The sequence below is a fragment of the Blastococcus sp. TF02A-26 genome, from assembly GCF_003319125.1.
Lineage (GTDB): Bacteria > Actinomycetota > Actinomycetes > Mycobacteriales > Geodermatophilaceae > Trujillonella.
In genome coordinates this window covers 146481-170848 of the sequence record NZ_QOHG01000009.1, presented here as the reverse complement: position 1 = coordinate 170848, position 24368 = coordinate 146481, and the positions used below count along the sequence as shown (strand labels likewise).

Sequence of the window (24368 nt, the reverse complement as noted above, 5' to 3'; positions counted from 1 at the left end):
TGACCGTCACCACGGCGGGCCGAGTTGCCTGGACAGTGGTCACGCAGGGTCGCCGTCCGTGCCCGATTGTGATCAGGACGACGCCGACCGTGACGGCGCCCGCCCGATCACGCAGCTGTCATGCAGCGGCGCCGGACTCCTGCTGCTTGCGCCACCGGATGCCGGCCTCGATGAAGGCGTCGATGTCGCCGTCGAGCACGTTGGACGGGTTGCCGGTCTCGACCTCGGTCCGCAGGTCCTTGACCATCTGGTACGGGTGCAGCACGTAGGAGCGCATCTGGTTGCCCCAGCTGCTGCCCTCGCCCTTGAGCGCGTCCATCTCCGCCCGCTGCTCGGCCTGGCGGACGACGAGCAGCCGCGCCTGGAGCACCCGCAGGGCCGCGGCGCGGTTCTGGATCTGGCTCTTCTCGTTCTGGCAGGAGACGACGATCCCGGTCGGGATGTGCGTCATCCGGACGGCGGAGTCGGTCGTGTTGACGCTCTGCCCACCCGGGCCCGAGGACCGGAAGACGTCGACGCGGATCTCGTTCTCGGGGATGTCGACGTGGTCGGTCTGCTCGACGACCGGGAGCACCTCGACGCCGGCGAAGGAGGTCTGCCGGCGGCCCTGGTTGTCGAACGGCGAGATGCGCACCAGGCGGTGGGTGCCCTGCTCGACCGAGAGGGTGCCGTAGGCGTAGGGCGCCTTGACCGCGAAGGTGGCCGACTTGATGCCCGCCTCCTCGGCGTAGCTGACGTCGTAGACCTCGGTCGGGTACTTCCGGCGCTCCGCCCAGCGCAGGTACATCCGCATGAGCATCTCGGCGAAGTCGGCGGCGTCGACGCCTCCGGCCTCCGAGCGGATGGTCACCAGCGCCTCGCGCGCGTCGTACTCCCCCGAGAGCAGGGTGCGGACCTCGAGCTCGTCGATGGCCGCGCGGATGCTCTCCAGCTCCCGCTCGGCCTCGGCCGTCGTCGCCTCGTCGCCCTCCTCGGCGGCCATCTCGTGCAGCAGGCCGACGTCGTCGAGCCGGCTGCGCAGCTCCTCGACCCGGCGCAGGTCGCCCTGCAGGTAGGAGAGCTTGGAGGTGAGCGCCTGGGCGGCCTCGACGTCGTTCCACAGGTCGGGGGCGGCGGCCTGCTGCTCGAGCTCGGCCACCTCCTGCCGCAGCTTGTCGACGTCGAGCACGGCCTCGATCGACTTCAGGGTCGTGTCGAGCTCGTCCAGGACGACGGAGAAGTCAGCAGCCACGTCTGACGAGGGTAGTGCGCTCCCCGGACCGGGAGCCGGCGCGAGGCTCAGCGCCTGGACAGCAGCGCGTTCCCGGCGGGCAGGAGCGAGCCCGGGTGGGGCCGCCACCGCGCGCGGCCAGCCAGCCCGTGGCTTCGGCGGCCGGCATCGGACGGGCGAGGTGGTAGCCCTGCGCGAAGCTGCACCCGAGTTCCGCGGCGAGCTGGAGCTGCTCGGCGGTCTCCACGCCCTCGGCCAGGCTCTGGATCCCGCAGGCCCGGCCGAGCGCGACGACGGCCGCGATGGCCGCCGCGGCGTGGTGGCGCCGGCCCTCGGGGAAGGCGACCAGGCTGCGGTCGATCTTCAGGACGCCGGTCGGCAGGTTGACCAGCTGGCCGATGGAGGAGAAGCCGCTGCCGAAGTCGTCGATGGAGACCTCGACCCCGTTCCGGCGCAGCTCGGCGAGCTGGAGGGCCGCGCACTCGGGGTCCTCGGCCACCGACGTCTCGGTCAGCTCGCAGACCAGGTTGCTCGGCGGCATCCCGGACTCGGCCAGCGCGGTGAGGACGTCGTCGACGAGGGTCCCGGTGGACAGGTGGCGGGCGCTGAGGTTGACGCCGGTCACCAGGTCCAGGCCCTGCTCGCGCCAGGCGACGTTCTGCCGGGTCGCCTCGCGCAGCACCCACCGGGTGAGCGGCACCAGCAGGTCGTACTGCTCGGCGACGGCCAGGAACTCCCCGGGCGGCAGCAGTCCGCGCTCCGGGTGCTGCCAGCGTACGAGCGCCTCGACGCCGTTGAACTCGCCGGTGGGCAGGTGGAGGATCGGCTGGTAGTGCAGGACCAGCTCGCCGGCCTCGATGGCCCGCTCGAGCTCGACGCCGAGGACCGCCCGGCGCTCCGCGGCGAGGCGCAGCTCCGGACTGAACGCGCGGACCGCGCCGCGGCCGGACGCCCGGGCCGCCGACAGCGCCAGGTCCGCGTCGCGGACCAGGCCGGCGGCGGCGAGACCCGCCGCGCCGGGAGCCGCGGTGGCCACCCCGACGCTCACACCCAGGCGCACCACCCGGCCGGCGACGGTGAACGGCGTGGCGGCGAGGGCCTCCTGGCACCGCTGCGCCACCGTGACCGCGCAGTCGCCCGGGCAGTCCGGGGAGACGAGCAGGAACTCGTCGTCGCCCAGCCGCCCGACGACGTCGCTCCCCCGGGCCACCCGGCGCAGCCGCGCGGCGACCTGGCGCAGCAGCTCGTCGCCGGCCTCGTGGCCGGAGGCGTCGTTGACGTCGCTGAACCCGTCCACGTCGAGCAGCAGCAGCGACATCGGACCGCGGCCCTCGCGCCGCAGCTCGGCGTCGACGAGCTGGTGCAGGTGGCTGCGGTTGGGCAGCGTGGTCAGGGGGTCGTGCCGGGCCAGCCAGGCGCTCTCGCGGCTCGCCCGGACCCGGGCGGTGATGTCGGTGTGGGTGACGACGAAGCGGTCCCCGCCGCCGATCGGCGCGGCCTCGAGGCGGTACCAGCGGGTGCCCCCGGGGCAGGCCAGGCCGTACTCGTGCTCCACCACCGCCAGCTCGCCGCGGAACAGCGCGGCCATGCGACCGGCGAAGGCCTGGGTGGCGGGGTCGTCACCGAGCCGGCGGACGACCTCGAAGTAGTCGGTCTCCCCGTGGGCACAGCGCAGCCGGTCGTCGTCCAGGAGCTCCACCGCCGAGCGCCAGGCGGCGTTCGAGTAGCGGACCACCGCGTCGGCACCGACCAGCAGCGAGGGCAGGGGCAGGGCGTCGAGGACGGCCAGCACGGCGTCGTCCGGCTCGGACACGGGAACGCCGGCACGCTCCGTCCCCATGCCGACCTCCTACCCACGGTGGGGTCGCTGTGACCCCGGTCCCTCCCACTTTCGGCACAGGTTCGTCCGCTCTTCAGTCCGCCTCCCCCGGAGGAGTGGGTGCGTGCTGCGTCTCCCTGCGCACCCAGGCCAGGTAGTCGGGAGCGCCGTCGACCAGCGGGAGCGCGATGACGCACGGGACGTCGTACGGGTGCACGGCCGTGACGTGCTCGACGATCGCCGACACCAGGGCCCGGCGCGTGTGCAGTGCGACCCGGGCCTCGGGCTCGTCGTGCACGGCTCCCTCCCAGCGGTAGATCGACCGGATGGCCGGCACCACGTGCCCGCAGGCGGCCAGCCGCCGGTCGACCAGGTCGCGGGTGAGACCGGCCAGCTCCTCGGGATCGGCCGCGGTCACCACGACCTCGCAGCACTCGTCGTCCATGCCGGACATGGTGGCGGGCATGGCGACGCCCCGGTCCGGGGTAGGGGCCGGTCATGACCGACGACATGACGATCCAGCTGGACGGCGAGGAGTACGTGCTGCGCCGGGAGGACGCCGCCCTGAAGGTCGGCCGCCACACCGGAGGGGACGTCACCTGGCTCGACGACGTCGACACCGGGGCCTTCCCGGACGAGGCGCGGCAGGCGCTCGAGTCCGGCGACACCTCGAACGCGGCGCTCACCACGGCGCTGCGCGGCATCGTCGAGGCCGAGGTGAAGCGCGGCGGCTGAGCGGGGCCTCCCACCACCCGCGCGCTCGCGGCGGCCTCCTGGAGGGGCCGCCGCGGGCGCGTGGCCGACCCCCCCGCCGGCACGTCCGCGACGCTAGGCTCCGGCACCGTCCGCGACGGGGGCGAGACGGCGGGCGCGGGTGCGGCGCGACCGGACGGCGAGGGCGGCGTGGGCGAGGACCGGCTGTACGACGCCGTCGGTGGTGCCGCCGCCCTGGACGTCGCGGTGACGATCCTCTACGACCGGGTGGTCGCCGATCCGGCGGTCGCCCCGTGGTTCGACGGCATCGACCTGCCGTCGCTGCGCCAGCACCAGCGCGACTTCCTGACCGTCGTCCTGGGCGGGCCCGACGCGCTGGGGACGGCGGCGCGCTACCGAGGCCGCGAGCTCGCCCGGGCCCACGCCGGGCTGGCCATCGACGACGCGGCGTTCGACCGGCTGCGGGACCACCTCCTCGCCACGCTGGAGCAGCTCGGCACGTCACCGGCGGCACTGGCCGGTGTCGGGGACCGCATCGACGCGCTGCGCGGCGAGGTGGTGTCGGCGTGAGCGAGCGGCGGTGGCCGGTGCTGGCCCGGCCGGCCCTCGTGGCCGCCGTCGGCGCGCGCGTGCAGGAGACCTCCGGAGCGGGGGTCGTGGTCTGCGGCGAGCCCGGGATCGGCAAGACGACGCTGCTCGGCCAGGCGCTGGCCGGCTCCCCGCCCGTCCTCCGGGTCCGGGGCTCGGCCCTGCTGGCCGAGGTCCCCTACGGTGCCCTGCACGCGCACCTGACCGACCTCGACGACGACGTGCCCGAGAGTCCGCTGACGGTCAGCCGGGCGCTGGGCAGGGCGCTGCGTGCGGCACCCGGCAGCGGCCGGCCCGTCGTCCTGGTCGACAACAGCGCGCTGGTCGACCAGCTCTCCGCGTCCGTCCTGGCCGGCCTGGCCGAGTCCGGGGCGGCGGTGCTGGCCGTCACCGCCGTCGACCTCGTGGACATGCCGGCCGCCTTCGTCGAGCTGTGGCGCGACGAGGTCCTGACCACCGTCCCGGTCCCGCCGCTGACCGGGCAGGAGGTCGGCGAGCTCGTCGGCGCCTACCTGGGCGGCCCGGTCGCCGCCGGGACGCTGCGGCACCTGGCCGACCTCAGCGAGGGGAACCCCCTGCTGCTGCGCTACCTCGTGGAGGACGCCCTCGGCTCGGGGGGCCTCGTCCGGGGCGAGGGCGTGTGGGCGCTGAGCAGCGCCGCCCGCCCCGCCGACGGTCGGCTCGCCCAGCTGATCGGCAACCGGCTCGGCCGCTGGTCGCCCGCCGAGCGGGAGGGCCTCGAGCTCGTGGCCCTGACCGACCGGCTGCCGCTGGACGTGCTGCTCTCGCTCGTCGACGCGGCGGCGCTCGAGCGGTTGGAGCGGTCCGGCGTCGTGGTCGTCGACGGCGAGCCCGCGCCCACCGCGCGGATCGCCGGCCGGCTGGTGGCCGACGTGGTCCGGCGCAGCGTCCCCTTCACCCGCCGCCGGGCGCTGCGCGAGCAGGTCCTGGCCGCCGGGGCGGACCTGACCACCGGGCCGCCGCGCCAGCTGCTCTCCTACGCCCTGTGGACCCTGGACAGCGGCGCCCGGCTCGAACCCGCGGTCGCGCTCCGCGCGGCCCGTGCGGCCGGGGCCCTCTTCGACCCCGAGCTGGCGCTGCGGCTGGCCGGGGCGGTGACCGGCGAGGAGCACGCCGGTGCCGCGGCGGCGGTGCGGGCCCAGTCCCTGCGCCGGATGGGCCTGGCCGGGCACTCCGCGCAGGTGGCCACCGCCGCACTGGGGACCGAGCGCGATCCGGCGATCCGAGCGGCACTGGTCACCGAGGCCGCCGCGTCGCTGGTCTGGGTGCCCGGCGGCGCCGACCGGGGGCTGGCGCTGCTGGCCGACGTCGGCCCCACCCTCCCGGCGGAGCTCGCGCCGGCGCTCGCACTCCCCGAGCTCTCGCTGCGGCACGCGCGCGGCGAGGCGGCCGAGCTGGTGGAGCCGCTCACCGCGGTGCACGCGGCCGGTGCGAGGTGGGGGCGCGCCGCCTGGCTGATCGGGTCGGCGCTGCTGGCCGACGTCCTCGTCACGACCGGCCGGTGCGCCGAGGCCGAGCCGGTCCTGACCGCGGCGACGGCCGCGCTGGACGAGCCGGGGATCGACGCCGAGGCGCGGACCGTCGCCGCGCTGGCCCTCGCCCGCGCCCTGGCCGGCCTGGCCCGGGTGGACGACGCGGTGGCCCTCCTGGCCACCGGTGCCGGAGCCGGTCCGGAGTCGCTGGTCCTCGGCGGCGCCGTCGAGGCGGTGCAGGGCCTCCTCCTGGCCCGGGCGGGCCGGGTCCCGGAGGCGCGGGTGCACCTCGTCTCGGCGCTGGGGCAGGCCCGGCGCCGGGACCCGTTCGTCAGCACGGGCGCCGCTCTCGCCGGGCTGGCCCTCTGCGCGGCCCGGGCGGGGGACGCGGCGACCGCCCGTGGCCTCGTCGAGGAGCACGGCAGCGACCGGTACGCCCCGCACGCCGCAGCGGTGGCCGCCCGGGCCTCCCTGCTGGAGGCGGGCGCCCTGCTGGGCGACCGGAGCACGGCCGAGCTCGTCGCGCTCGGCACGGCGGAACGGGGGGCCGGGCGGCCGGCCGACGGGCTCCTCCTGCTGTGGACCGCCGCGCGCCTCGGGTCGGCGGACGCCGTCGAGCAGGCGGCGACCGGCGCGCTCCCGCAGCCCGGGCCCCTGACCCTCGCGGTGGCCGACCACCTCGCGGGCCTGCGGGCGGGAGACCCCTCGGCCCTGCTGCGGGCAGCCGAGGCGTTGCAGTCGCTGGGCTGGCCGGGCGCCGCCGCGGACGCGGCCGACGCGCTGCTCGCCCTCCCCGACGTCGGCCGGGACGCCGCCCGTGCCGCCCAGCGGCTGCTGGCCGCGACCCGGCGTGCCGTCTCGCCGGTGCGCGGCTCCGGGCGGTCGACCGGCGAGGGCCTGACCCCGCGCGAGCACGACGTCGCCTCCCGGGCGGCCGCGCGGCTGAGCAACGCCGAGATCGCCCGCGAGCTGCACCTGTCGGTCCGGACCGTGGAGAGCTACCTCCAGTCGGCCTTCGGCAAGCTCGGCGTCGCCAGCCGGCTGGAGCTGCGCGACGTCCTCGCCGTCGCCTCCTGACCCGGTACGGGGCCCGCGGATCCCCGTACTCCCCCGGGCCGATCCCCGTAGTCGGCACGGTGCTCGCGGCGCCCCCGGATTCCTAGCGTTCTCCCCGTCCCCAGAACCCCCGGACCCGACGGAGAGCGCACACCATGACCACCACCCCGACCCCCGGCATCGTCAGCCAGGACGACCGCACCGCGACCCCGTCCGGGGCGCCGGCGTGGCCCTCCTCGGTGCAGCTGCCGCCCTACACCCCGCCCCAGACCCCGCCCATGGCCCCGCTGGGCGCCGCGCCCGGCCCGCGGAGCAGCCGGCGGGTGGGCGTGCAGATCGGCAGCGTGGGCCTCGCCGGCGCCGTCCTGTGCGGGATCGGCTACGTCGGCTGGAACGTCTACCGCACCACCGACGCCTCCGCCGACATCGCGCAGACCGTGGCCGAGACGGTCCAGGACGCGAGCGTCGACGTGCGGGAGCAGATCGACGCCGCCACCCCCGGCGGCGCCGTCCCCGCCGCCCCCGGTGCGGGCACCGACGTCCTCACCCTCACCGAGGGGCAGTGCCTCACCGACATCGCGACCGGCACGGTGTCCGCCGTCGACGTCGTCCCGTGCAGCGAGCCGCACACCCACGAGGTCTACGCGGTGACCGACCTCCCGGCCACGCCCTGGCCGGGCGAGGCGGCGGTGAGCGCCGCCGGCGACGGCCTGTGCCTGAGCGCCTTCTACGGCTTCGCCGGCATCGACTACGGCTCCTCGGTCCTGCTCTACCAGGCGTTGCTCCCCACCCAGGGCAGCTGGGAGGGCGTCGGCGACCACGCGGTCGTCTGCACGGTCACCGACCCCACCGCCCCGACGACGACCGGCTCGCTCGCCGGCGCCCGGCGCTGATCCCGATGACCACGACCACCGCGATCCCGCCGGTCGCCGCCCGCCTGGCCGGCCGGGCCTCCTTCGTCCCCGGCGACCGCCAGGACTCCAAGCGCGGGCACCCGTCCGTGGACCTGACTCCCTACGCGGAGTCCCGGGGCCTGCAGTACGTCGGCAGCGCGAACGCCAGCGGTCACTTCGCGGCCCTGCCGCTGGAGCCGGAGTTGCAGTTCAACGTCGTCCGCGGCGCCGTCGGCGACCGGGACTGCTGCCTGTGGCACTGGCGCTACGCCTGGCCGCTGGGCCCGGACGACGAGCCGGCCGGCAACCACTCCTTCTGGTTCGTGAAGGTCGTCCCGCCCATGAGCCGGCTCTGGAACGCCCCGCGGCGCTTCCTGAACCACACGGAGGCCGACGACCTGTTCGTCACGCTGCCGTGCACGGGGGCGGCGGCCCTGGTGCCCGAGGCGGCGCTGCTCCCCTCCTTCCGGATCACGAACCGATCGCTCGGCTGGGCGCCCTCGAAGGCGGAGACGAAGCTGAAGCAGTACGGGCTGCCGGGGCTGACGCTGCTCGGCGGGGCCGCGCTCCCCGCGGGCCTCGTCGAGCGCCTGGTCACCGGCCCGCTGGCCGCCGTCCTCCGGGCCGGCGCCGGGCTGCCGTTCTTCGAGCTGGAGTATCGCTTCGGCACCCTGCGCGTGGTCCGCAACAGCTACGTCTCCACCGTGCCGGAGCTGGACCAGCTGCTGCTGTGGGTGCGGGACGCCGCGGACGCGCTGGCCGCCGCGTGCCGGCCGCTGCACCGGCCGCAGCCGTTCGAGCAGCCGCTGCCGCCGCCCGCGGACCCGGCCTGGCTCCCGGAGCGGCAGCAGACCGCGCTCCTCGCCGAGGCCGCCGCCCGCGGGCTGGTGCCGGAGGACCCCCACGCGTACGCGGCCGCCTTCCCCACGAACCCCGTACCGGGCGAGCCGGTCGCGGTGCTGCGGGGCGCGCTGCCCGGCCTCCCGTCGACGGCGCGGCTCGCGCTGCACACCGAGGCGCCGGTGCACGAGCGCAACAGCGGGCGGACGGCGCTGCTGCTGCCCGCCGGCGACGCCGCGCCCACCCCACCCGGGGGGCTGCCGGTGGACTCGCCCTCGGACCCGATGCGCTACGCCGTCCGCGACGGGGTGTTCGCCGTCTGGATCCTGCGCTGGCGGCCCGGGGACCTCGGCGACGTCGCGGCCCTGCTGCACCGCGGCACCGCCCTGGCCCGGGAGACCGGCGTCCTCAGCGCCTGAGGACGTAGGGCGCCAGCGGCGGCTCGGCCGGCACGTCCGGCGCGTTGCCTGCCGGGTCCCCGGCGTAGGCCACCATCGCCAGGAAGTCCGGCACCGCCGTCAGGGGATCGACGCCGCGGTGGAAGGGCAGCGCGCAGACCGTGCGCGGGATCCGGGACGCCACCGCCGGGCCGTCGTTGTCCAGCGCGTCCACGACGATCGCGTGCCCGACGGCGTCGGAGCTGCCGATCAGGAAGTGGTCGGCGAGATGCCCCGGGCACACCTCCTGCAGCGCGATGTTCGCGACGGCGCCGGCCCCGGTGCGCAGCGCCGAGCTGGGCGCCGGCCCGGCGTTGGGGACGACGACCTCGTCGGTCTGCGTGTAGGCGACCGTGTAGTCGATCCCGGCGAAGGTCTCCACGCCGCTGTTGAGCGCCTGGAGGAAGCGCGACCGCGAGGCCTGCTGGTGGAACGAGGGGTTGCACGGGCGCGTGCAGGCGACGTCGGCGAGCACGGTCCCGTGGTTCGACGGGCTCAGGCCCACGAGGTCGTCGACGAGGTCGCGGGTGTCCGGCCAGAACCGCAGGGCCCAGCGGGGCACCATGCCGCCCTGGCTGAACCCGACGACGTCGACGTCGCGGTGCGCCGCGGCGCTGACGCTGCGCAGCGCGTGCACCACGTACTCCGCCGCGACCTGGATGTCGCCGGTCGCGTCGTGGGGCAGCGTCACGGTGCACCACCGCCGGCCGTCCTGGTCGAACGCCCGCAGGTAGTTCCAGCCGAAGTTGACCTCGGGCGTCAGGGTCGTGCCGGGCACCAGCAGGACCGGGTCCCGGGTCAGGCCGGTGAGGGGGCCGTTGCAGTGCAGCGCCGCCTGCAGCTGCGCGGGCGACACGCTCAGCCGGGGCCCGGGCCGGTCCAGTGGCGCGAACTCCCCGGTGGCCGGCCCGCGGGGCGGCGTGGCCGAGGCGACCCCCGTGCCGAGGGCGAGCAGGGCCGCGACCAGCAGGACGAGCAGGCGGATCCGGGGCAGTCGCACGAGCGTCCCTCCTCATCGGCCGGGCACCGTCGCCCGCCGCGGGGACCAACGAGCCGCTCGCCGACCGGATGCGCGCCCGGGTGCCCCCGGTGCGGGAGCGGTCGTGGGATGCTCGGATCCGGCCGGGACGACCAGGGGGCGGGGTGCACGGAGCGACCTTCGGTCCCTACCGGCTCCTCGGTCCGCTGGGCCGCGGCGGCATGGGCGAGGTCCACCGCGCCTGGGACACCGAGCACGAGCGGGTGGTCGCGCTCAAGCTGCTGTCCCCGCACCTGGCCGCCGACGAGGGCTACCGCGCCCGGTTCCAGCGCGAGGCACGGCTGACCGCTCGGCTGCGCGGTCCGCACGTCGTCCCGATCCACCGGTACGGCGAGATCGACGGCCGGCTGTTCCTGGACATGCGGCTCGTCGAGGGCGAGGACCTCGCGTCCCGGCTGGCCCGCTGGGGACCGCTGCCGGTGCCGACGGCGTTGTCGGTGGTCGCGCAGCTGGCCGAGGCGCTGGACGCCGCGCACGCCGACGGCCTGGTGCACCGCGACGTGAAGCCCTCGAACGTGCTGCTGACCGGGCGCCCCGACGACCCGTTCGTCTACCTCGTCGACTTCGGCATCGCCCGGTCGTCGTCCGACGGCGTGTCCATCACCCAGACCGGGACGGCGATCGGCTCCTACGAGTACATGGCCCCGGAGCGGTTCGTGACCGGCTCCGACGTCGACCCCCGGGTGGACGTCTACGCGCTCGGCTGCGTGCTCTACGAGTGCCTGACCGGCGTCCGCGCGTTCCCCAGCAGCAGCCTGCCCAGCGCGTACCACGCCCACCTGCACACCGAGCCGCCGCCGATCTGGGCCCGGCGGGCCGACGTGCCCCCGGCGCTGGACGCCGTGGTGCGCCGCGCGCTGGCCCGCGATCCGGCCCGCCGCACCGCGACCGCGGGGCAGCTGGTCGCCGAGGCCCGGCGGGCGGTGGCCACGCCCGCCGCCCCGGCGCCGCGGCCCGCGACCCGGCCGCCCGTCGCCGTCCCGGCGCCGGCGCCGCGCTCCCCCACGCCGCTGCTCCGCCCCGCGCCCCGGGCGCCGGCCCCCGCCGGTCCACCCCCGTGGCTGCCGCTCCCGCAGGGTCGCCCCCAGGGCGCTCCGCCTCCGGCACCTCCCCCGGGCCCTCCGCCCCGGCCGGCGCCGAAGCGGCACCGGCCCCTGCTCGCGGGGGTCCTGTTCGCGCTGTTCGTCGCGCTGGTCGCGTCCATGGACCGCGCCGACGCCGAGTACCCGGTGGGCGTCATGGTCGGCTTCGGGTTGACCGCGCTGGCCGGCGAGGTGCTGCTCGGCCTGTCGCTCGGGGTCCGCGACGCGCTGGACCGCGCCGGCGGGTTGCCGTGGGTCGGGGCGGCGCTGGCCGTGGGCACGCTGGTGCTCGTCGAGCAGGGGTCGGGCGCGTCGCTGGCCGGGCCGGTGGCGTTCGCCGGCGCGCAGGTCGCCGACCTGGTGGTCTGGCGTCTCGTGCGGCCCGGGCTCGGCTGGCGTGCCGCGCTGGTGGCGTCGAACCTCGTGGGCGCCGTCGCCTACACGACGGTGCAGGTGGCCGCCGGCGCGACCGGCGAGATGGGCGGCGCCTTCCTCGCGACCGCCGCGACGACGGTGCTGGCCTGGCTGGTCGCGGAGTTCTTCCGGCCGCTGCTGTTCTCGCGCCGCTGACCTCGATCAGCCGCCCGGCGCGGGCACCGCCAGCACGACGACGTTGTCCGCGTAGGAGCCGGTGCGCTCGTCGAACTCCCCGCCACAGGTCACCAGGGCCAGCTGCGGAGGACCGTCGGTGCGGAACAGCTCCGGCGGCAGGGCCGACTTGGGCTGGGACGTCCGGGCGGAGACGACGTAGGCGTGCGTCCGGCCGGCCTCGTCGGTGACGGTGACCGGGTCCCCCATGGCCAGCTCCAGCAGACCCTCGAGCGGGCCCGCGCCGTAGACCGCCGAGTCGATGTGCCCGGCGAGGACCGCCGTCCCCGCCGGGCTGCCGGGAACCGCCCCGGCGGCGTACCAGCCGAGCACCGTGGGGCGCTCGGGCAGGGCGAGGCCGCCGCCGGGGAGGACGCCGACCGGGACGAGCGGAACGGCGTCGGCGACCGCGGGCAGGGTGACCGCCGCCGGGGCGGCGGGCACCGCCGGATCCGGCGCCGGGAGCGGCGCGGGAGGCGGCGCCGCGGGTGGACCGGTCGGGTGGGTCGACGGGGAGGTCGTGGCTGCGACCGGGGTGCCGAAGTCCGGCGCGTCGGCCCGGGAGCCGGTGCCGGTGAGCACCAGTCCCGAGCCGACGAGCAGGGCGCCCGCGACGACCAGCACCCCGGGGTGCCGGACGCGCGGGGACCTCACGCGGCGGTCACCCCGCGGCGGCGGACCAGCGCGGCGGAACCGGTCAGCAGGATGACCCCGCCGACGCCGGCGATGCCCCAGCCGAGGGCGGTCATCCCGTCGTCCGCGGCCTGCCCGCCGCTGCCCGCGTCCACCGAGGTGGGCAGGCCGTACTGCCCGGCCAGAGCGCGCAGCTCGTCGAGGTGCTGCTGGACGACCGGCGTGCTGGCCTGGGCCAGCTGGACCACCATCGGGTCGGAGCCGTTCTGCACCTCGCGCTGGCTGGCGGCCAGCGTGGTCTGGTGCGAGCCGAGCTGCTGCGAGACCCACGCCCGATCGAAGGCGGGGCCGGTGTTCTGCTGCACGGCGGCGAGCTGCTGCTGCTGCGACGCGCTGGGCTCGGCGGGGAGCTCCACCCCTATCTGCTGCGCGGCCTGGGTCAGCTGCGTGTCGAGCTGGGTGTGCATGTCGATGAACATCTGACCGAGCTGGCGCACCCGCTGGTCGGTGGCCATCTGCTGCGCCGCCTGGCCGGCGGCGATCTCGGTGAGGTTGCTCTGGTGGGCCGCCTGCATCCAGGCGACGTCCTGGTCGGACGGCGCCGCGGCGGCCGGGGAGGCGCTGAGGAGGACGGCGCCCAGGGCGACGACCGGGAGGAGGAGGAGACGGGACGTGCGACGCATGCGGACTCCGTGACGGCATGCAGGCGACCCGGGGCTGAGGGCGCGATGGGTGGTGGCGACCCCCTACCCGGACCTTCCACGACCACACGCGCCCGACCGGATGTCGCACGACCGATCGGTGCACATCTGCCGACGACGGCTCGTCACATCCGTCACATCCACCACTCAAGTCCCAGGCGTCCCACGTCGATGTCCTCGGTGCGGGCACGAGCCCGCCCGACCTCCCCCGGAGCAGCCCGATGTCCAGCCGCCGTCTCCCCGCGCTCCTCCTGGCCGGCGGCGCCGTGCTGGGCGGGTGCACCGCCGGGAGCACCGGACCGTCCGCCGCACCGGACGTGTCGCCGGACTGGAAGGCGCTGGCCTACGGCGCCGCGGGCTGTGCCTCCCGCGCCGAGTGGGTCGCCGACGGACTGCCGGCCGAGAGCTGGGACGAGCTGACGGTCGCGACCTCGCGCGCCGACCTCACCGGCGACGGCACCGACGAGGTCCTCGTGCTGTCGGCCTGCCCGAGCGCCGCCTCCGAGCCCGGTCAGGACGTCGTCGTCTTCGACGTCTCCCGTGGCGAGCCCGCGGCGCTGGACGTCCTCGGCGAGGGCATCCCCTTCGTCGACGCCACGCTGACCACCGACGGTCGGGCCCTCACCGTCGCCGGGCGCGCCGCCGCGGCCGACGACCCCACCTGCTGCCCGGCGCACTGGGCGTCGGTCACCTACGGCTGGACCGGCACCGCGTTCCAGCTCGACGACCGGGTGAGCGTCCGCACCACGCAGCCCGTGGTCGCCGGGGGCCTGGCCGACGGTCGCCACGTCGGCGTCCTGCGGGCGGTCTCCGCCGGCACCGTGCACGTCGACCTCGTCGAGTGGTTCGAGGGCCGCGACGCCGCGGCCGCCTGCGCCGAGGACGGCGTGCACTCCGACGGCACCGAGCGGTGCACCGCCTACTACGTCCGCGACACCGACGACCGGGTGACCGCTCTCCCCGTCGCTGCCGGGGCGACCGCCTCCTACGTCGACACGTGGACCGGCGACGACGTCGCCGTCGCCTCCGTCGCCGCGCTGGCCGGCACCGCCGGTGTCTCCGACGGCGCCGACGAGCACTCCTACATGCGGCTCACCGTGGTCGACGGCGAGGTCGTGGCGATCAGCGGGATCTTCGTCCCCTGAGGCGGTTGCGCCCGTCGCGGAGAGTCGTCGCGACGGGAATGGGATCGGCCGCCGCGGTGCTGTAGGGCGTACCCCCGCGAGGCGGATCGCCCGGGGGTTCCCCCCAGCGACACCGAGGAGCCCTCGCATGCCGTCGAAGAGCCGTCGTGGACTGGTCAAGGCCGGAGTGGCCGCGGGCGCCGTGGGTCTGGGCGTCCTCGCCGTCGGGTCGTTCGACTGGGGCAACCCCTTCGCTCCCGAGCAGGTCGACCGCACCACCACCCCGCTGCTGGTCTCCCTCGCCGACCTGGACGAGTACCACGCGGCGACCGGCAGCTTCCAGGTCGTCGTCGACATCGAGTCCGACACCCCGTACGTGCCCTCGGTGATCAGCGGCGAGCGCGTGCAGTTCCTCGCCACCGGCACGGTGGACGCCTACGTGGACTTCGCCGAGCTGGGCCCGGACGCCGTGAAGCTCTCCGAGGACGGCAACTCGGCGACCATCACCCTGCCGGCACCGCAGCTGAGCGAGGCGCGCATCGACCCCGACGAGAGCCGAGTGCTCGACCGCGACCGGGGGCTGCTCGACCGCGTCGGGGACGCGCTGGGCGACGACCCGACCGACGAGAGCGCGCTCTACTCCCTCGCCGAGGAGCGGCTGGAGTCCTCCGCCGTCGACAGCGACCTGCTCGAGCGCGCCGAGGACGGCACCCGCGACATGCTGACCTCGCTGGCCGGGTCGCTGGGCGTCGAGGACGTCACGGTCGAGTTCGAGCCCGCCGCCGACTGACCACCGACCGTCACGACCGTCCGGGCGGCGGATCCCGGTCCGCCGACACGGCGCTGATCAGGACCGTGTCGCGCCGTGCGCACCGCCACGCTCCGCACATGAGGTACCGGGCGGCCGCGGCACTGCCGAGCGACGATCCCACCCGCGCGACGCAGCAGCTGCAGGAGCGGCTGCAGCTGATCGCGACCGCCGGCGGGCGCGTGCCCGACTGGAGCACGCTCGCCGTCGACGGGCCGATCCCCGGCCCCGAGTGGCGCGGTCAGGCGTGGTTCGAGTTCACCGCGACCGTCGAGGGCCACCCCGCTCCTCGCACCTGAGGCCCTGCCCTCCGCGGTCGCTCACGAGCGATGTGCACCCAGCGCTCGTTCCAGCACCGGGATGAGCCTCTCAGCGCACATCGCTCGACGTCCGGCTGGCCCCCGGCCGAGTGCCGTTCGCCGCGACGGAGGCCATGTACACCGCACCCCGAGGCGAGCACCATGGCGTCACCTCGAAGGAGATCGCCATGGCAGTCGCCCGGGTCACCCGCCGCCACACGCCGGATCCGCTCGCGGCAGCGCCCCAGGTGCAGCCGCTGACCTGGCGCCTGGTGGACGTTCGCCCGTTCGTCCCCGAGCCGGCCGTGGACGGCGACGGCGGCCCACCGGACGGCGACGGCGGCCCACCGGACGGCGAGGACGTCCAGCGGTCCCGAGCGGTTGCCGAGGGCACGAGCGGTGGTCCTGCCGCCGCCGAGGGCAGGGCCTCGGTCGCCGCAACCGCTCCGAGCGCCCTCACGACCGCGGAGTGGGCGAAGGCGATGAAGGTGGGCGGCGGGATCGCCGTCCTCGGGCTCCTCGTCGGCTCCCTGCTCCTCCTCAACGTCGGGCCGGAGGGTGCCTACCGGGTGGGGTCGGACTTCAGCGCCTTCGCCGCCCTGTTCGTGCTGGCCCTCGCCGTGGAGCGCCTGCTGGAACCCCTCGCCCGGTTCGCCGACACCTCTGCGGCGAAGGACGCGCGGGACGAGGCGGACGCCGACGTGAGCCAGGCGGCGACCGCCGCCGAGGAGAAGACGAAGCTGGCGGTCCTGGCGCAGAAGCAGGCCGCTTACGACAAGGCGCGCCAGACGGCGGCGATCATCCACTGGGGCCTGGCGGTCGGCGTCTCGGCCGTCATCGCCGGCAGCCTGGACGCACTCCTGCTGACCGCCATCGCGGCACCGGATTCCGCGAACCCCAACCGGGTCGTCGACCTCGTCGTCACGGCGCTGGTAGTGGGCGCGGGGACCAAACCCCTGCACGACCTCGTGAGCAAGCTCGAGAAGAAGAAGGAACAGGAGCAGGATCCGCCGTCGACCGGTGGACGATCCCGCAGACCGGCCTCCGGATGAGCGTGACGGCCGGGCCGGCCTGACGAGCGATGTCGGGGTCAGGGGTCGACGTAGCGGTCGCGCTCGACGACGAACTGGCCGGTGGCGGTGTTGGCGTCGATGAACTCCGGCAGCAGCGGGATCCGCACGGTCACCGTCACGCAGACGTTGAACTCCTCCCCCGGTAGGAGCGTCGGGCTGTAGCTGCCGGCCGCGTCGCAGTCCGACCCGGCCGGCGCGAACTCCAGCCGGACGTCCGTGGCCTCCACCGACTGGTCGGCCACCGCCAGCTCCACCGCCCGCTCGGCCCGCGCCATCCCGGTCGCGACGTCCGGCGCCGTGCCCAGCGCCCGGCCCGCCTCCCGCGCGGCCGCCGTCGCCGCGAAGACACCGCGCTGCACCGAGGAGAAGCCGGCCACCAGATAGACCAGCGGCACGAAGACCACGAGCGCGACGAAGATGAACTCCACCAGCGACGACCCGCGCTCGCCGTCGCCCGTCCCGCGCAGGCGGGCGAGCACCCACCTCACGGCCCCTCCCGGACGGCGCGACCGGTCACGTCCACCGGCAGAAGGTCACCGAGCCCGGCGAGCAGCGTCGGCACGGCCCCGGTGCAGCGCACCACCACCAGCGGCAGGCCGGTCTCGTCGACCTCCTCGGTCGAGGTGCACGTCAGACCGGCCGCGGTCCCCTCGGTGGTCGCCGCGGCGACGATCTCGGACGTGCGGGCACCCCCGTCGGCCACCGCCACGTCCGCGTTCGCCGCGTACCGCGCACCCTCCTGCGCACTGGCCGCGACCACGTTCCGCACGTGCACGTAGACCGCCACCTGCAGCACCGCCAGGAGCAGCACCACGATCAGCACCGAGACCAGCACGAACTCGACGACGGCACTGCCCCGCTGCGCGCCGTCGTCGGCGGGGAGCTGCTGCTCAGCCACCTGTCGTGACGGAGTCCAGGGCGTTGGAGACCGCGTCCACGATCGCCTCGCGGAACGGGATGAGGATGGCGAGCACCAGCGCCGCCGTCATCACGGTGATCATCACCCAGCCGGGCACGTCGCCCCGCTCGGGATCGTCCCCACGGAGCCGGGCGGCCAGCGCCACGAGCACAGCCAGGAACACGGTCACGAGACGCACGGGCGTCCTCCTCGGTCGGTCGCTGCGCTCACGACGCCAGCGAGACGATGCTGATCAGGCCCGGGAACAGGGCGAAGAGGACGGTGACCGGCAGCACCAGGAAGACGACCGGGACCATCATCGCGATCTCCTTGCGGCCACCGGCCTCGAGCAGCCGTCGCTTGCCCGCCTCGCGGACGTCGGCGGCCTGCGCCCGCAGGACCTCGGCCAGTGGCGTGCCGCGCTCGATGGCGACGAGCAGGCCGTCGACGAACCGGGCCAGCGGGTCCAGCGACGTCCGGTCGGCGACCTGCTGCAGGGCCTCGGTGAGCGGCACCCCCGCGCGGGCTCGGCCCAGCGCCCCACCCAGCTCGCGGGCCAGCTCGCCGCCGGAGAGCCGGGTGACCCGGTCGATCGCGGCCGCCGGCCCCTCCCCGGCCGTGACGGCCAGCGCGAGCAGCTCGGCGACGACCGGGAACTCGGCGAGCAGCAACTCCTCGCGGCGAGCGACCTGCCGCGTCAGCCACCAGTCGCGGCCGAGCAGCCCGCCGACCAGCCCGGCCACGCAGAGAAGCCCCACGGACAGGACGTTGAACTCGGCCGCGGCCACCGTGCCCAGCAGCGCCACCCCGGCCGCGCCGAGCAGGCCCAGCCCGCCCCAGACGACCTGCTCCACCCGGAAGTCCTCGACGGTCGTGTCCGAGGCCAGCGCGTCGAGTCGGCGGCGGACCGCGGCCCGCCCGCCGAGCGTGCGGTCGAGGAGCCGGGCGCCGTCGGTCACCACCGGTCCGAACACCCGCCGCGCGGCGGTGAGCAGACCGGGCTCGGTCGCGGTCCCCAGCAACCGGGACGGCGGCGGTGCGTCCTGCAGGTAGGGCGCGAGCCGGTCGACCAGCCGGACCGAGCGGAACGGCGGCGCGTAGCCGACGACCAGCAGCACGCCGGTCGCCGCGGTCAGCCCGAGCAGCATCCCGAGGATCACCGGAGCACCCGCACGTCCTGCGGCAGCCGCCCGATCCGCAGCATCAGCCGGTAGGCGACCAGGCACACCACCCCGCCACCGAGCAGCAGCGCCGTCCCGGCCGCCGAGTCGTACGCGGCGAGGGTGGTCGACTGGGTGGCCAGGAGCAGCAGCACCACCCACGGCGCGGCGACCGCCAGCCGCGCCGCCTGCACCACCCACCCCTGCCGGGTCTCGAGCTCCGCGCGGGCGCGGGCGTCCTCGCGGAGGAAGGTCGCGAGCGTGCGCAGCACCCGCCCGAGGTCGCTGCCGCCGACCTCCCGCGCCACCCGCAGCGTCTCCACGATGCGGTCGGCGACCGGGTCGGCGAGGTCGTCCTTGAGGCGGTCGAGGCACGTGCTGAAGCGGCCGCTGCTGCGGTACTCGGCGGCGAACCGGCCGAAGGCCGGCCGCAGCACCTCCGGCCCCCGGACCGCGAGCGCGGCCAGCGCCTCCGGCAGCGACAACCCGGCGCGGACGGCGGAGGCGAGGTTGTCGACCACCTCCGGCCAGACCTCGCGCAGGTCCGCCCGGCGACGCACCGCCAGCCGGCGCACCTGGACCGCGGGCAGCGCGAAGCCGAAGACGGCGAACGCCAGGCTCACCGTGACCGTGCCCGTGCTCAGCAGGACGACGACCAGCACCACGAGCCCGAGGCCGATCTGCAGCGCGAGCAGCTGCGCGGCGTTGATCCCGGTCAGACCGGCCGCCGCGAGCTGCTGCTGGCGCCGTCCGGTCCGCCGCGGGCCCGGCCTGCGCTGCGGCGCCCGCGGGCCGCTGCGCCAGATCAGCAGCAGACCGACGCCGAGCAGGAGCCCCAGGAACGCGCCGGTCACCGGTCCCACCGGCCGGTGTCCTCCAGCACGGCGGCGAGGTCGATGCCCTGGGCGGCGAACCGCTCGGGGTGCGGCGGGTGACCGCCGGCGCGGACCAGCCGCCCGTCGCGGGTGGTGAAGACGTCGGCCAGCTCGACCACGCCGTCCTCCGTGCGGCCGGGGACGGCGACGATCTCGCGGACGCGGCGCCGGCCGTCGGGATCGGTGCCGACGTGCACGACGAGGTCGACGCTGGCCGCCACGGTGGGGACGACGAAGGCGTGGCCGATGTTCTCGCCGGCCAGCAGCGGGAGGGTGCACATCTTCGTCACGGCCTCGCGCGCGCTGTTGGCGTGCAACGTGCACATGCCCGGCAGACCCGAGTTGAGCGCGATCAGCAGGTCGAGGCACTCCTCTTGGCGCACCTCCCCGACGACGATCCGCGAGGGCCGCATCCGCAGCGCCTCCTTGACGAGCCGGCGCAACGGGATCTCGCCGGCGCCCTCGAGGTTCGGCTGACGGGTCTGCATCGCGACGACGTCGGGCAGCGGCACCCGCAGCTCGAAGACCTCCTCGCAGGTGATCACCCGCTCCCGCGCCGGGATGGCCGCGCACAGGCAGTTCAGGAGCGTGGTCTTGCCGGCCTGGGTGCCGCCGGAGACGAGGACGTTGAGCCCGGCGGCGACGGCGGCCTCGAGGAACCGGGCCGCGTGCGCGGTCAGCGTCCCCAGCTGCACCAGCTCGTCGAGGGAGTGCGCCTGCAGCACGAACTTGCGGATGTTCACCGCCATGTCGCGCCTGGTGATGTCCGGGATCACCACATGGAGGCGGGAGCCGTCGGGGAGCGTCGCGTCCACGAACGGCGTCGACATGTCGAGGCGGCGACCGGAGGCGCGCAGCATCCGCTCGACCAGGTCGGCCAGCTCCCCCGCGCCCAGGATCGTCGTCGTCAGCTCGCTGCGTCCACGACGGGCCACGAACACCCGCCCGGGCTCGTTGACCCAGATCTCCTCGATCTCCGGGTCGTCCAGGTAGCGCTGCAGCGGGCCGAACCCCGCCACGCGGTCGAGCACGTCGCGGACCACCGATTCCGGGTCGGCGATCGGCGGCAGCGTCGAGTTCAGCGACCGCTCGGAGTAGTCGGCGACGACGTCGCGCACCAGGAGGCGGACCGGTACGGGGTCCACCAGCGGGTCCAGGCCGCGACGGCGGATGAGCTCGCGCACCTCGCCGTCCACGACCTCGAGCGCGCTCGCCGCCATCGGCACGCCCCACCCCCGTGTCGTCCGCTCCCCAGATCGCGGGGACTGTAGGAGGACCGGCCGGTTCCGCGCGCCGCACAGGCAGCGCCCTGTGGACAGCTCACGCTCACGGGGCGGTCAGGACCCACCGAACGGGTGACACCCGTCCGCCTGAGCGGCAGCCCACGGACGTGTCCTCCTCCGCTCGCTCGGGCTCTGCCCCACATACGGGGCAGAGCCCGAGCGAGCCGGGAGGAGTACCCGCGGGCCGGGGCTCGTCCCGCCCCGCTGCCGGCGACGCTGCACTCGTCACCACCCCGACCGGCCGCGTTCACCGTCGCCCGACAGACTGAGGCGCATGGCGTTGCAGACCCCCGCGGCGACCGCGGTCGACGACAGCTACGGCGACGAGGACCTGGAGCTGGACCTGCGGTGGTGGGCCGCGGCCAACTACCTGACCGTCGGGCAGATCTACCTCCGCGCCAACCCGCTGCTGCGCTGTCCGCTGCAGCACGACGACGTGAAGCCGCGGCTGCTCGGGCACTGGGGCACCAGCCCCGGTCTCTCGGCGGTCTACGTGCAGCTCAACCGGCTCATCCGGCGCACCGGGACACCGTGCCTGTACGTCGCCGGCCCCGGGCACGGCGGCCCCGCTCTCGTGGCGAGCACCTACCTCGAGGGCACCTACAGCGAGATCTACCCGCTGGTGGGCCAGGACGAGGCGGGCGTCCTGCGGCTGTTCCGCCAGTTCTCCAGCCCCGGGGGGATCCCCAGCCACGTCAGCGTGCCGACCCCGGGCAGCATCCACGAGGGCGGCGAGCTCGGGTACGCGCTGGTCCACGCGGCCGGCGCCGCCTTCGACTCCCCCGACCTGCTCGTCGCCTGCGTCGTCGGCGACGGCGAGGCCGAGACCGGGCCGCTGTCGGGCTCGTGGAAGATCCCGGCGTTCCTCGACGCCCGCCGCGACGGCGCCGTGCTGCCGATCCTGCACCTCAACGGCTACAAGATCGGCAGCCCCACCGTGTGGGGCCGCTCCTCCGACGAGGACGTCACCGGCTACCTCAGCAGCCAGGGCTGGGCACCGGTCGTCGTCGCCGGGGACGACCCGCGCACCGTCTTCCGCGACCTCGAGGCGGCGCTGCGCACGGCGCACGACCGGATCCGCGAGATCCAGGCCGCGGCGCGTGGCGGCGAGGAGGTCGTGCGCCCCCGCTGGCCGGCCATCGTGCTGCGCACCCCGAAGGGCTGGACCGGCCCGCACGAGGTCGACGGCGTCCAGGTCGAGGGCACCGCCCGCTCCCACCAGGTGCCGCTGTCGGGCGTGCAGACCGACCCCGCCCACCTGGCCCTGCTCGAGCAGTGGCTGCGCTCCTACTCCCCCGAGACCCTGTTCACCGACGACGGCGCCCTGGTGCCCGAGCTGGCGGCGCTCGCCCCCGGCGGCGACCTGCGCATGGGGGCGAGCCCGTACGCCAACGGCGGCCGGCGGCGCACCCCGCTGGACCTGCCGCCGCTCGAGTCCTACGCCGTCGACGTCCCCGCCCCCGGCGCCACGCTCGCCGAGACCACCCACCCGCTGGGTGAGCTGCTGCGCGACGTCTACCTCCGCACCACCACCGAGGACGGCGGCGGGACCTTCCGGCTCTTCTGTCCCGACGAGACGGCGAGCAACCGGCTGCAGGCCGTCTTCGAGGTCACCGACCGCTGCCTGCAGGCCGAGGTGCTCCCCACCGACGACCACCTCTCCCCGCACGGCCGGGTCATGGAGGTGCTGAGCGAGCACCTGTGCCAGGGCTGGCTGGAGGGCTACCTGCTCACCGGCCGGCACGGCCTGTTCGCCACCTACGAGGCCTTCGCGATGGTGAGCGCCTCGATGGTGGTGCAGCACGTGAAGTGGCTGCAGCACGCCGCCGACCTGCCGTGGCGGGCGCCGGTCTCCTCGCTGACGATCCTGCTGACCAGCACGTGCTGGCGCAACGACCACAACGGCTTCAGCCACCAGGGTCCCGGCCTGCTCGACACCGTCATGCCGCTGTCGCCCAAGGTCGTCCGGGTGTGGCTGCCGCCGGACGCCAACACGCTGCTGTCGGTCGCCGACCACTGCCTGCGCAGCACCGACCACGTCAACCTGCTCGTCGCCGACAAGCAGAAGCACCTGCAGTACCTGACCCTCGACCAGGCCCGCGAGCACGCCGCCGCCGGCGCCTCGGTGTGGGCCTGGGCCGGCACCGAGACCGACGACGGCCCGCCCGACGTCGTCCTCGCCGCGGCCGGTGACGTCCCGACCCAGGAGACCCTCGCCGCCGCCGAGCTGCTGCGGCAGCACGTGCCGTGGCTGCGGGTACGGATGGTCAACGTCGTCGACCTCATGGCGCTGCTGCCGCACGACGACCACCCGCACGGCTTCCCCGAGGACCGCTTCGTCGAGCTGTTCACCGCCGACACCGACGTCGTCTTCGCCTTCCACGGTTACGCCCGCGCGGTGCACCAGCTGCTGCACGGCCGCACCCGGCCCGACCGCTTCCATGTGCGCGGCTTCGAGGAGCAGGGGACGACGACCACGCCGTTCGACATGGTCGTGCTGAACCGGATGAGCCGCTACCACCTGGTGCTGGAGGCGCTGCGCCGGTCGCGGCGGGCGCCGGAGAAGGGCACCGAGCTCGCCGCGTTCTGCCGCGCCCAGCTCGAGCGGCACCACTCCTACGTGCGCGAGCACCTGGAGGACATGCCGGAGGTGCGCGACTGGACCTGGCAGGGATGACGGCCGGCGGCGCCGTCCTGGCGCTCAACCCGGGATCCCGGTCGCTCAAGGCCGCGGTGCACGACGCCGCGGGCCGGCGGGTGCTGGACGTGCACGTCCCCCGCCCGCCCGACGACGTCGCCGGCGCGGTCGCCGAGCTCGCCGGCCGGGTGGACGACGCCGGCGTCGAGCTGGTCGCCGTCGCCCACCGGGTGGTGCACGGCGGCCCCCGGCACACCGCCCCGGAACGGGTGGACGACGGCCTCGTCGCCTCCCTGCGCGAGCTGGTCCCCTTCGCGCCGCTGCACCTGCCCGGGGCGATCGCGGCGATCGCGGCGGCACGGGAGCGGTGGCCGGCGCTGCCGCACGTCGCCTGCTTCGACACGGCCTTCCACGCCGTCCTCCCCGAGGCCGCGACCCGGCTGCCGCTGCCCGAGGAGGTCGCCCGGCTGGGCGTGCGGCGCTACGGCTTCCACGGGCTGAACCTGGAGCACGTCGTCGACACGGTGCCCGACCTCGGCCGGGCCGTGGTCGCCCACCTCGGCGGCGGGTGCAGCGTGACCGCGCTCGACGGCGGCCGGCCGGTGGCCACCTCGATGAGCTTCTCCCCCACCGGCGGCGTCCTCTCGGCGACGCGGACCGGTGACCTGGACCCCGACGCCGTCCTCTTCCTCGGCGAGCACGGCTGGTCGATCCCGGAACTGCGCGACCTGGTCAACCACCGCTCCGGCATCGCCGGGCTGACCGGCGGGGTCACCGACATGCAGGACGTCGAGGCGCGCGCCGCCGCGGGGGACGACGACTGCCCGCTGGCGCTGGAGGTGTTCACCCGCTCGGTGGCCACCACGGTCGCCGGCTACACCGCGCTGCTCGGCGGCCTGGACACCCTGGTGTTCACGGGCGGGATCGGCGAGCACTCGGCGGGAGTGCGGTCGGCCGTCGCCGGCATGCTCGCCCACCTGGGCGTCGCGCTCGACCCCGCGGCCGCCGGCCCCGGGCCGATCTCCCCCGCCGGCGCCGGCGTCCGCGTCCTGGTCGTCACCGCCGACGAGGAGATCGTCATGGACCGGCAGGTGCGCCGGCTCCTGCGGGGGTGAGG

General features: G+C 75.7%; 24 protein-coding genes. 12 read left to right on the top strand and 12 right to left on the bottom strand.

Going from position 1 to position 24368, the window contains the following annotated elements; genetic code table 11:
- Positions 1-118: 118 nt before the first annotated feature.
- The 3 genes from prfB to cutA form a co-directional block, all read right to left on the bottom strand.
- A complete protein-coding gene (gene prfB / locus DQ240_RS12515; RefSeq protein ID WP_113839930.1) occupies positions 119-1231 on the bottom strand; it encodes a peptide chain release factor 2 in 1113 nt (370 codons plus the stop codon).
- Positions 1221-3050, bottom strand: a complete 1830-nt coding sequence (locus tag DQ240_RS12510; protein ID WP_113839929.1) for a bifunctional diguanylate cyclase/phosphodiesterase — start codon at positions 3048-3050, stop codon at positions 1221-1223. Before DQ240_RS12510 ends, prfB begins: the two co-directional genes overlap by 11 nt.
- Positions 3051-3123: 73 nt before the next feature.
- Positions 3124-3495, bottom strand: coding sequence for a divalent-cation tolerance protein CutA (gene cutA, locus DQ240_RS12505; RefSeq protein WP_233498676.1), 372 nt, complete (start codon positions 3493-3495; stop codon positions 3124-3126).
- A 32-nt stretch (positions 3496-3527) separates the two neighbouring features.
- Between cutA and DQ240_RS12500 the strand changes: the two genes are divergently transcribed.
- The 5 genes from DQ240_RS12500 to DQ240_RS12480 all read left to right on the top strand — a co-directional run bounded on the left by DQ240_RS12500 (position 3528) and on the right by DQ240_RS12480 (position 9032).
- Positions 3528-3764: a hypothetical protein gene (locus DQ240_RS12500; RefSeq protein ID WP_113839928.1), complete on the top strand. Its 237-nt coding sequence runs from the start codon at positions 3528-3530 to the stop codon at positions 3762-3764.
- 60 nt (positions 3765-3824) lie between these two features.
- Positions 3825-4313, top strand: coding sequence for a group 1 truncated hemoglobin (locus tag DQ240_RS12495; protein WP_113839927.1), 489 nt, complete (start codon positions 3825-3827; stop codon positions 4311-4313).
- Complete coding sequence (locus DQ240_RS12490; protein WP_113839926.1) at positions 4310-6901, top strand: LuxR C-terminal-related transcriptional regulator; 2592 nt, start codon at positions 4310-4312, stop codon at positions 6899-6901. Before DQ240_RS12495 ends, DQ240_RS12490 begins: the two co-directional genes overlap by 4 nt.
- Before the next feature lie 134 nt (positions 6902-7035).
- Positions 7036-7773, top strand: coding sequence for a septum formation family protein (locus DQ240_RS12485; protein ID WP_113839925.1), 738 nt, complete (start codon positions 7036-7038; stop codon positions 7771-7773).
- A gap of 5 nt (positions 7774-7778) precedes the next feature.
- Positions 7779-9032 carry a hypothetical protein gene (locus DQ240_RS12480; protein WP_113839924.1) on the top strand — a complete coding sequence of 418 codons (1254 nt, stop codon included), beginning with the start codon at positions 7779-7781 and terminating at the stop codon, positions 9030-9032.
- On the opposite strand, the gene DQ240_RS12475 is transcribed toward DQ240_RS12480, so the two are convergent.
- A complete protein-coding gene (locus DQ240_RS12475) occupies positions 9022-10050 on the bottom strand; it encodes a triacylglycerol lipase (protein WP_113839923.1) in 1029 nt (342 codons plus the stop codon). The two genes, DQ240_RS12480 and DQ240_RS12475, sit on opposite strands and share 11 nt — an antisense overlap.
- A gap of 143 nt (positions 10051-10193) precedes the next feature.
- Here DQ240_RS12475 and DQ240_RS12470 point away from each other — a divergent pair, with 143 nt between their 5' ends.
- Positions 10194-11741, top strand: coding sequence for a serine/threonine-protein kinase (locus tag DQ240_RS12470; RefSeq protein WP_158548661.1), 1548 nt, complete (start codon positions 10194-10196; stop codon positions 11739-11741).
- A 6-nt stretch (positions 11742-11747) separates the two neighbouring features.
- Here DQ240_RS12470 and DQ240_RS12465 read toward each other — a convergent pair whose 3' ends face one another.
- Positions 11748-12413, bottom strand: coding sequence for a class F sortase (locus DQ240_RS12465; RefSeq protein WP_147261986.1), 666 nt, complete (start codon positions 12411-12413; stop codon positions 11748-11750).
- Entirely contained in the window at positions 12410-13075 is a 666-nt protein-coding gene (locus DQ240_RS12460) for a DUF4142 domain-containing protein (RefSeq protein WP_113839920.1), read from the bottom strand. Before DQ240_RS12460 ends, DQ240_RS12465 begins: the two co-directional genes overlap by 4 nt.
- 239 nt (positions 13076-13314) lie before the next feature.
- On the opposite strand from DQ240_RS12460, the gene DQ240_RS12455 reads away from it, so the two are divergent.
- The 4 genes from DQ240_RS12455 to DQ240_RS12440 all read left to right on the top strand — a co-directional run bounded on the left by DQ240_RS12455 (position 13315) and on the right by DQ240_RS12440 (position 16376).
- Positions 13315-14238, top strand: a complete 924-nt coding sequence (locus tag DQ240_RS12455) for a hypothetical protein (RefSeq protein WP_113839919.1) — start codon at positions 13315-13317, stop codon at positions 14236-14238.
- Between the two features lie 127 nt (positions 14239-14365).
- Positions 14366-15007, top strand: a complete 642-nt coding sequence (locus DQ240_RS12450) for a DUF4230 domain-containing protein (RefSeq protein ID WP_113839918.1) — start codon at positions 14366-14368, stop codon at positions 15005-15007.
- 98 nt (positions 15008-15105) lie between these two features.
- Positions 15106-15324 (top strand): hypothetical protein, encoded by a 219-nt coding sequence (locus DQ240_RS12445; protein ID WP_113839917.1) that lies wholly within the window; start codon positions 15106-15108, stop codon positions 15322-15324.
- Between the two features lie 188 nt (positions 15325-15512).
- Positions 15513-16376: a hypothetical protein gene (locus DQ240_RS12440; RefSeq protein ID WP_147261985.1), complete on the top strand. Its 864-nt coding sequence runs from the start codon at positions 15513-15515 to the stop codon at positions 16374-16376.
- Between the two features lie 38 nt (positions 16377-16414).
- Here DQ240_RS12440 and DQ240_RS12435 read toward each other — a convergent pair whose 3' ends face one another.
- From DQ240_RS12435 to DQ240_RS12410, 6 genes are read right to left on the bottom strand one after another with little or no spacing between them, the layout of a single operon-like run.
- Complete coding sequence (locus DQ240_RS12435) at positions 16415-16885, bottom strand: hypothetical protein (RefSeq protein WP_233498675.1); 471 nt, start codon at positions 16883-16885, stop codon at positions 16415-16417.
- Positions 16882-17295 carry a TadE/TadG family type IV pilus assembly protein gene (locus tag DQ240_RS12430; RefSeq protein ID WP_113839915.1) on the bottom strand — a complete coding sequence of 138 codons (414 nt, stop codon included), beginning with the start codon at positions 17293-17295 and terminating at the stop codon, positions 16882-16884. The genes DQ240_RS12435 and DQ240_RS12430 overlap by 4 nt, the downstream gene beginning before the upstream one ends.
- The gene (locus DQ240_RS12425) at positions 17288-17494 is read right to left on the bottom strand and encodes a hypothetical protein (RefSeq protein WP_113839914.1); all 207 of its coding nucleotides are present in this window, start codon (positions 17492-17494) and stop codon (positions 17288-17290) included. Before DQ240_RS12425 ends, DQ240_RS12430 begins: the two co-directional genes overlap by 8 nt.
- Before the next feature lie 28 nt (positions 17495-17522).
- Positions 17523-18455: a type II secretion system F family protein gene (locus tag DQ240_RS12420; RefSeq protein WP_233498674.1), complete on the bottom strand. Its 933-nt coding sequence runs from the start codon at positions 18453-18455 to the stop codon at positions 17523-17525.
- Positions 18452-19318: a type II secretion system F family protein gene (locus DQ240_RS12415; protein ID WP_233498673.1), complete on the bottom strand. Its 867-nt coding sequence runs from the start codon at positions 19316-19318 to the stop codon at positions 18452-18454. The genes DQ240_RS12420 and DQ240_RS12415 overlap by 4 nt, the downstream gene beginning before the upstream one ends.
- Positions 19306-20550 carry a CpaF family protein gene (locus DQ240_RS12410; protein ID WP_113839960.1) on the bottom strand — a complete coding sequence of 415 codons (1245 nt, stop codon included), beginning with the start codon at positions 20548-20550 and terminating at the stop codon, positions 19306-19308. The genes DQ240_RS12415 and DQ240_RS12410 overlap by 13 nt, the downstream gene beginning before the upstream one ends.
- Before the next feature lie 337 nt (positions 20551-20887).
- Here DQ240_RS12410 and DQ240_RS12405 point away from each other — a divergent pair, with 337 nt between their 5' ends.
- Complete coding sequence (locus DQ240_RS12405; RefSeq protein ID WP_113839913.1) at positions 20888-23290, top strand: phosphoketolase; 2403 nt, start codon at positions 20888-20890, stop codon at positions 23288-23290.
- Positions 23287-24366, top strand: a complete 1080-nt coding sequence (locus DQ240_RS12400) for an acetate/propionate family kinase (RefSeq protein ID WP_113839912.1) — start codon at positions 23287-23289, stop codon at positions 24364-24366. Before DQ240_RS12405 ends, DQ240_RS12400 begins: the two co-directional genes overlap by 4 nt.
- Positions 24367-24368: the final 2 nt, after the last annotated feature.

Excerpts from the sequence above, each read along its gene's own strand:
- DQ240_RS12510 (WP_113839929.1), bottom strand. The coding sequence starts at position 3,050 with ATGGGGACGGAGCGTGCCGGCGTTCCCGTGTCCGAGCCGGACGACGCC.
- cutA (WP_233498676.1), bottom strand. The coding sequence starts at position 3,495 with ATGCCCGCCACCATGTCCGGCATGGACGACGAGTGCTGCGAGGTCGTG.
- DQ240_RS12500 (WP_113839928.1), top strand. The coding sequence starts at position 3,528 with ATGACCGACGACATGACGATCCAGCTGGACGGCGAGGAGTACGTGCTG.
- DQ240_RS12485 (WP_113839925.1), top strand. The coding sequence starts at position 7,036 with ATGACCACCACCCCGACCCCCGGCATCGTCAGCCAGGACGACCGCACC.
- DQ240_RS12480 (WP_113839924.1), top strand. The coding sequence starts at position 7,779 with ATGACCACGACCACCGCGATCCCGCCGGTCGCCGCCCGCCTGGCCGGC.
- DQ240_RS12460 (WP_113839920.1), bottom strand. The coding sequence starts at position 13,075 with ATGCGTCGCACGTCCCGTCTCCTCCTCCTCCCGGTCGTCGCCCTGGGC.
- DQ240_RS12455 (WP_113839919.1), top strand. The coding sequence starts at position 13,315 with ATGTCCAGCCGCCGTCTCCCCGCGCTCCTCCTGGCCGGCGGCGCCGTG.
- DQ240_RS12450 (WP_113839918.1), top strand. The coding sequence starts at position 14,366 with ATGCCGTCGAAGAGCCGTCGTGGACTGGTCAAGGCCGGAGTGGCCGCG.
- DQ240_RS12445 (WP_113839917.1), top strand. The coding sequence starts at position 15,106 with ATGAGGTACCGGGCGGCCGCGGCACTGCCGAGCGACGATCCCACCCGC.
- DQ240_RS12440 (WP_147261985.1), top strand. The coding sequence starts at position 15,513 with ATGGCAGTCGCCCGGGTCACCCGCCGCCACACGCCGGATCCGCTCGCG.
- DQ240_RS12410 (WP_113839960.1), bottom strand. The coding sequence starts at position 20,550 with ATGGCGGCGAGCGCGCTCGAGGTCGTGGACGGCGAGGTGCGCGAGCTC.
- DQ240_RS12405 (WP_113839913.1), top strand. The coding sequence starts at position 20,888 with ATGGCGTTGCAGACCCCCGCGGCGACCGCGGTCGACGACAGCTACGGC.
- DQ240_RS12400 (WP_113839912.1), top strand. The coding sequence starts at position 23,287 with ATGACGGCCGGCGGCGCCGTCCTGGCGCTCAACCCGGGATCCCGGTCG.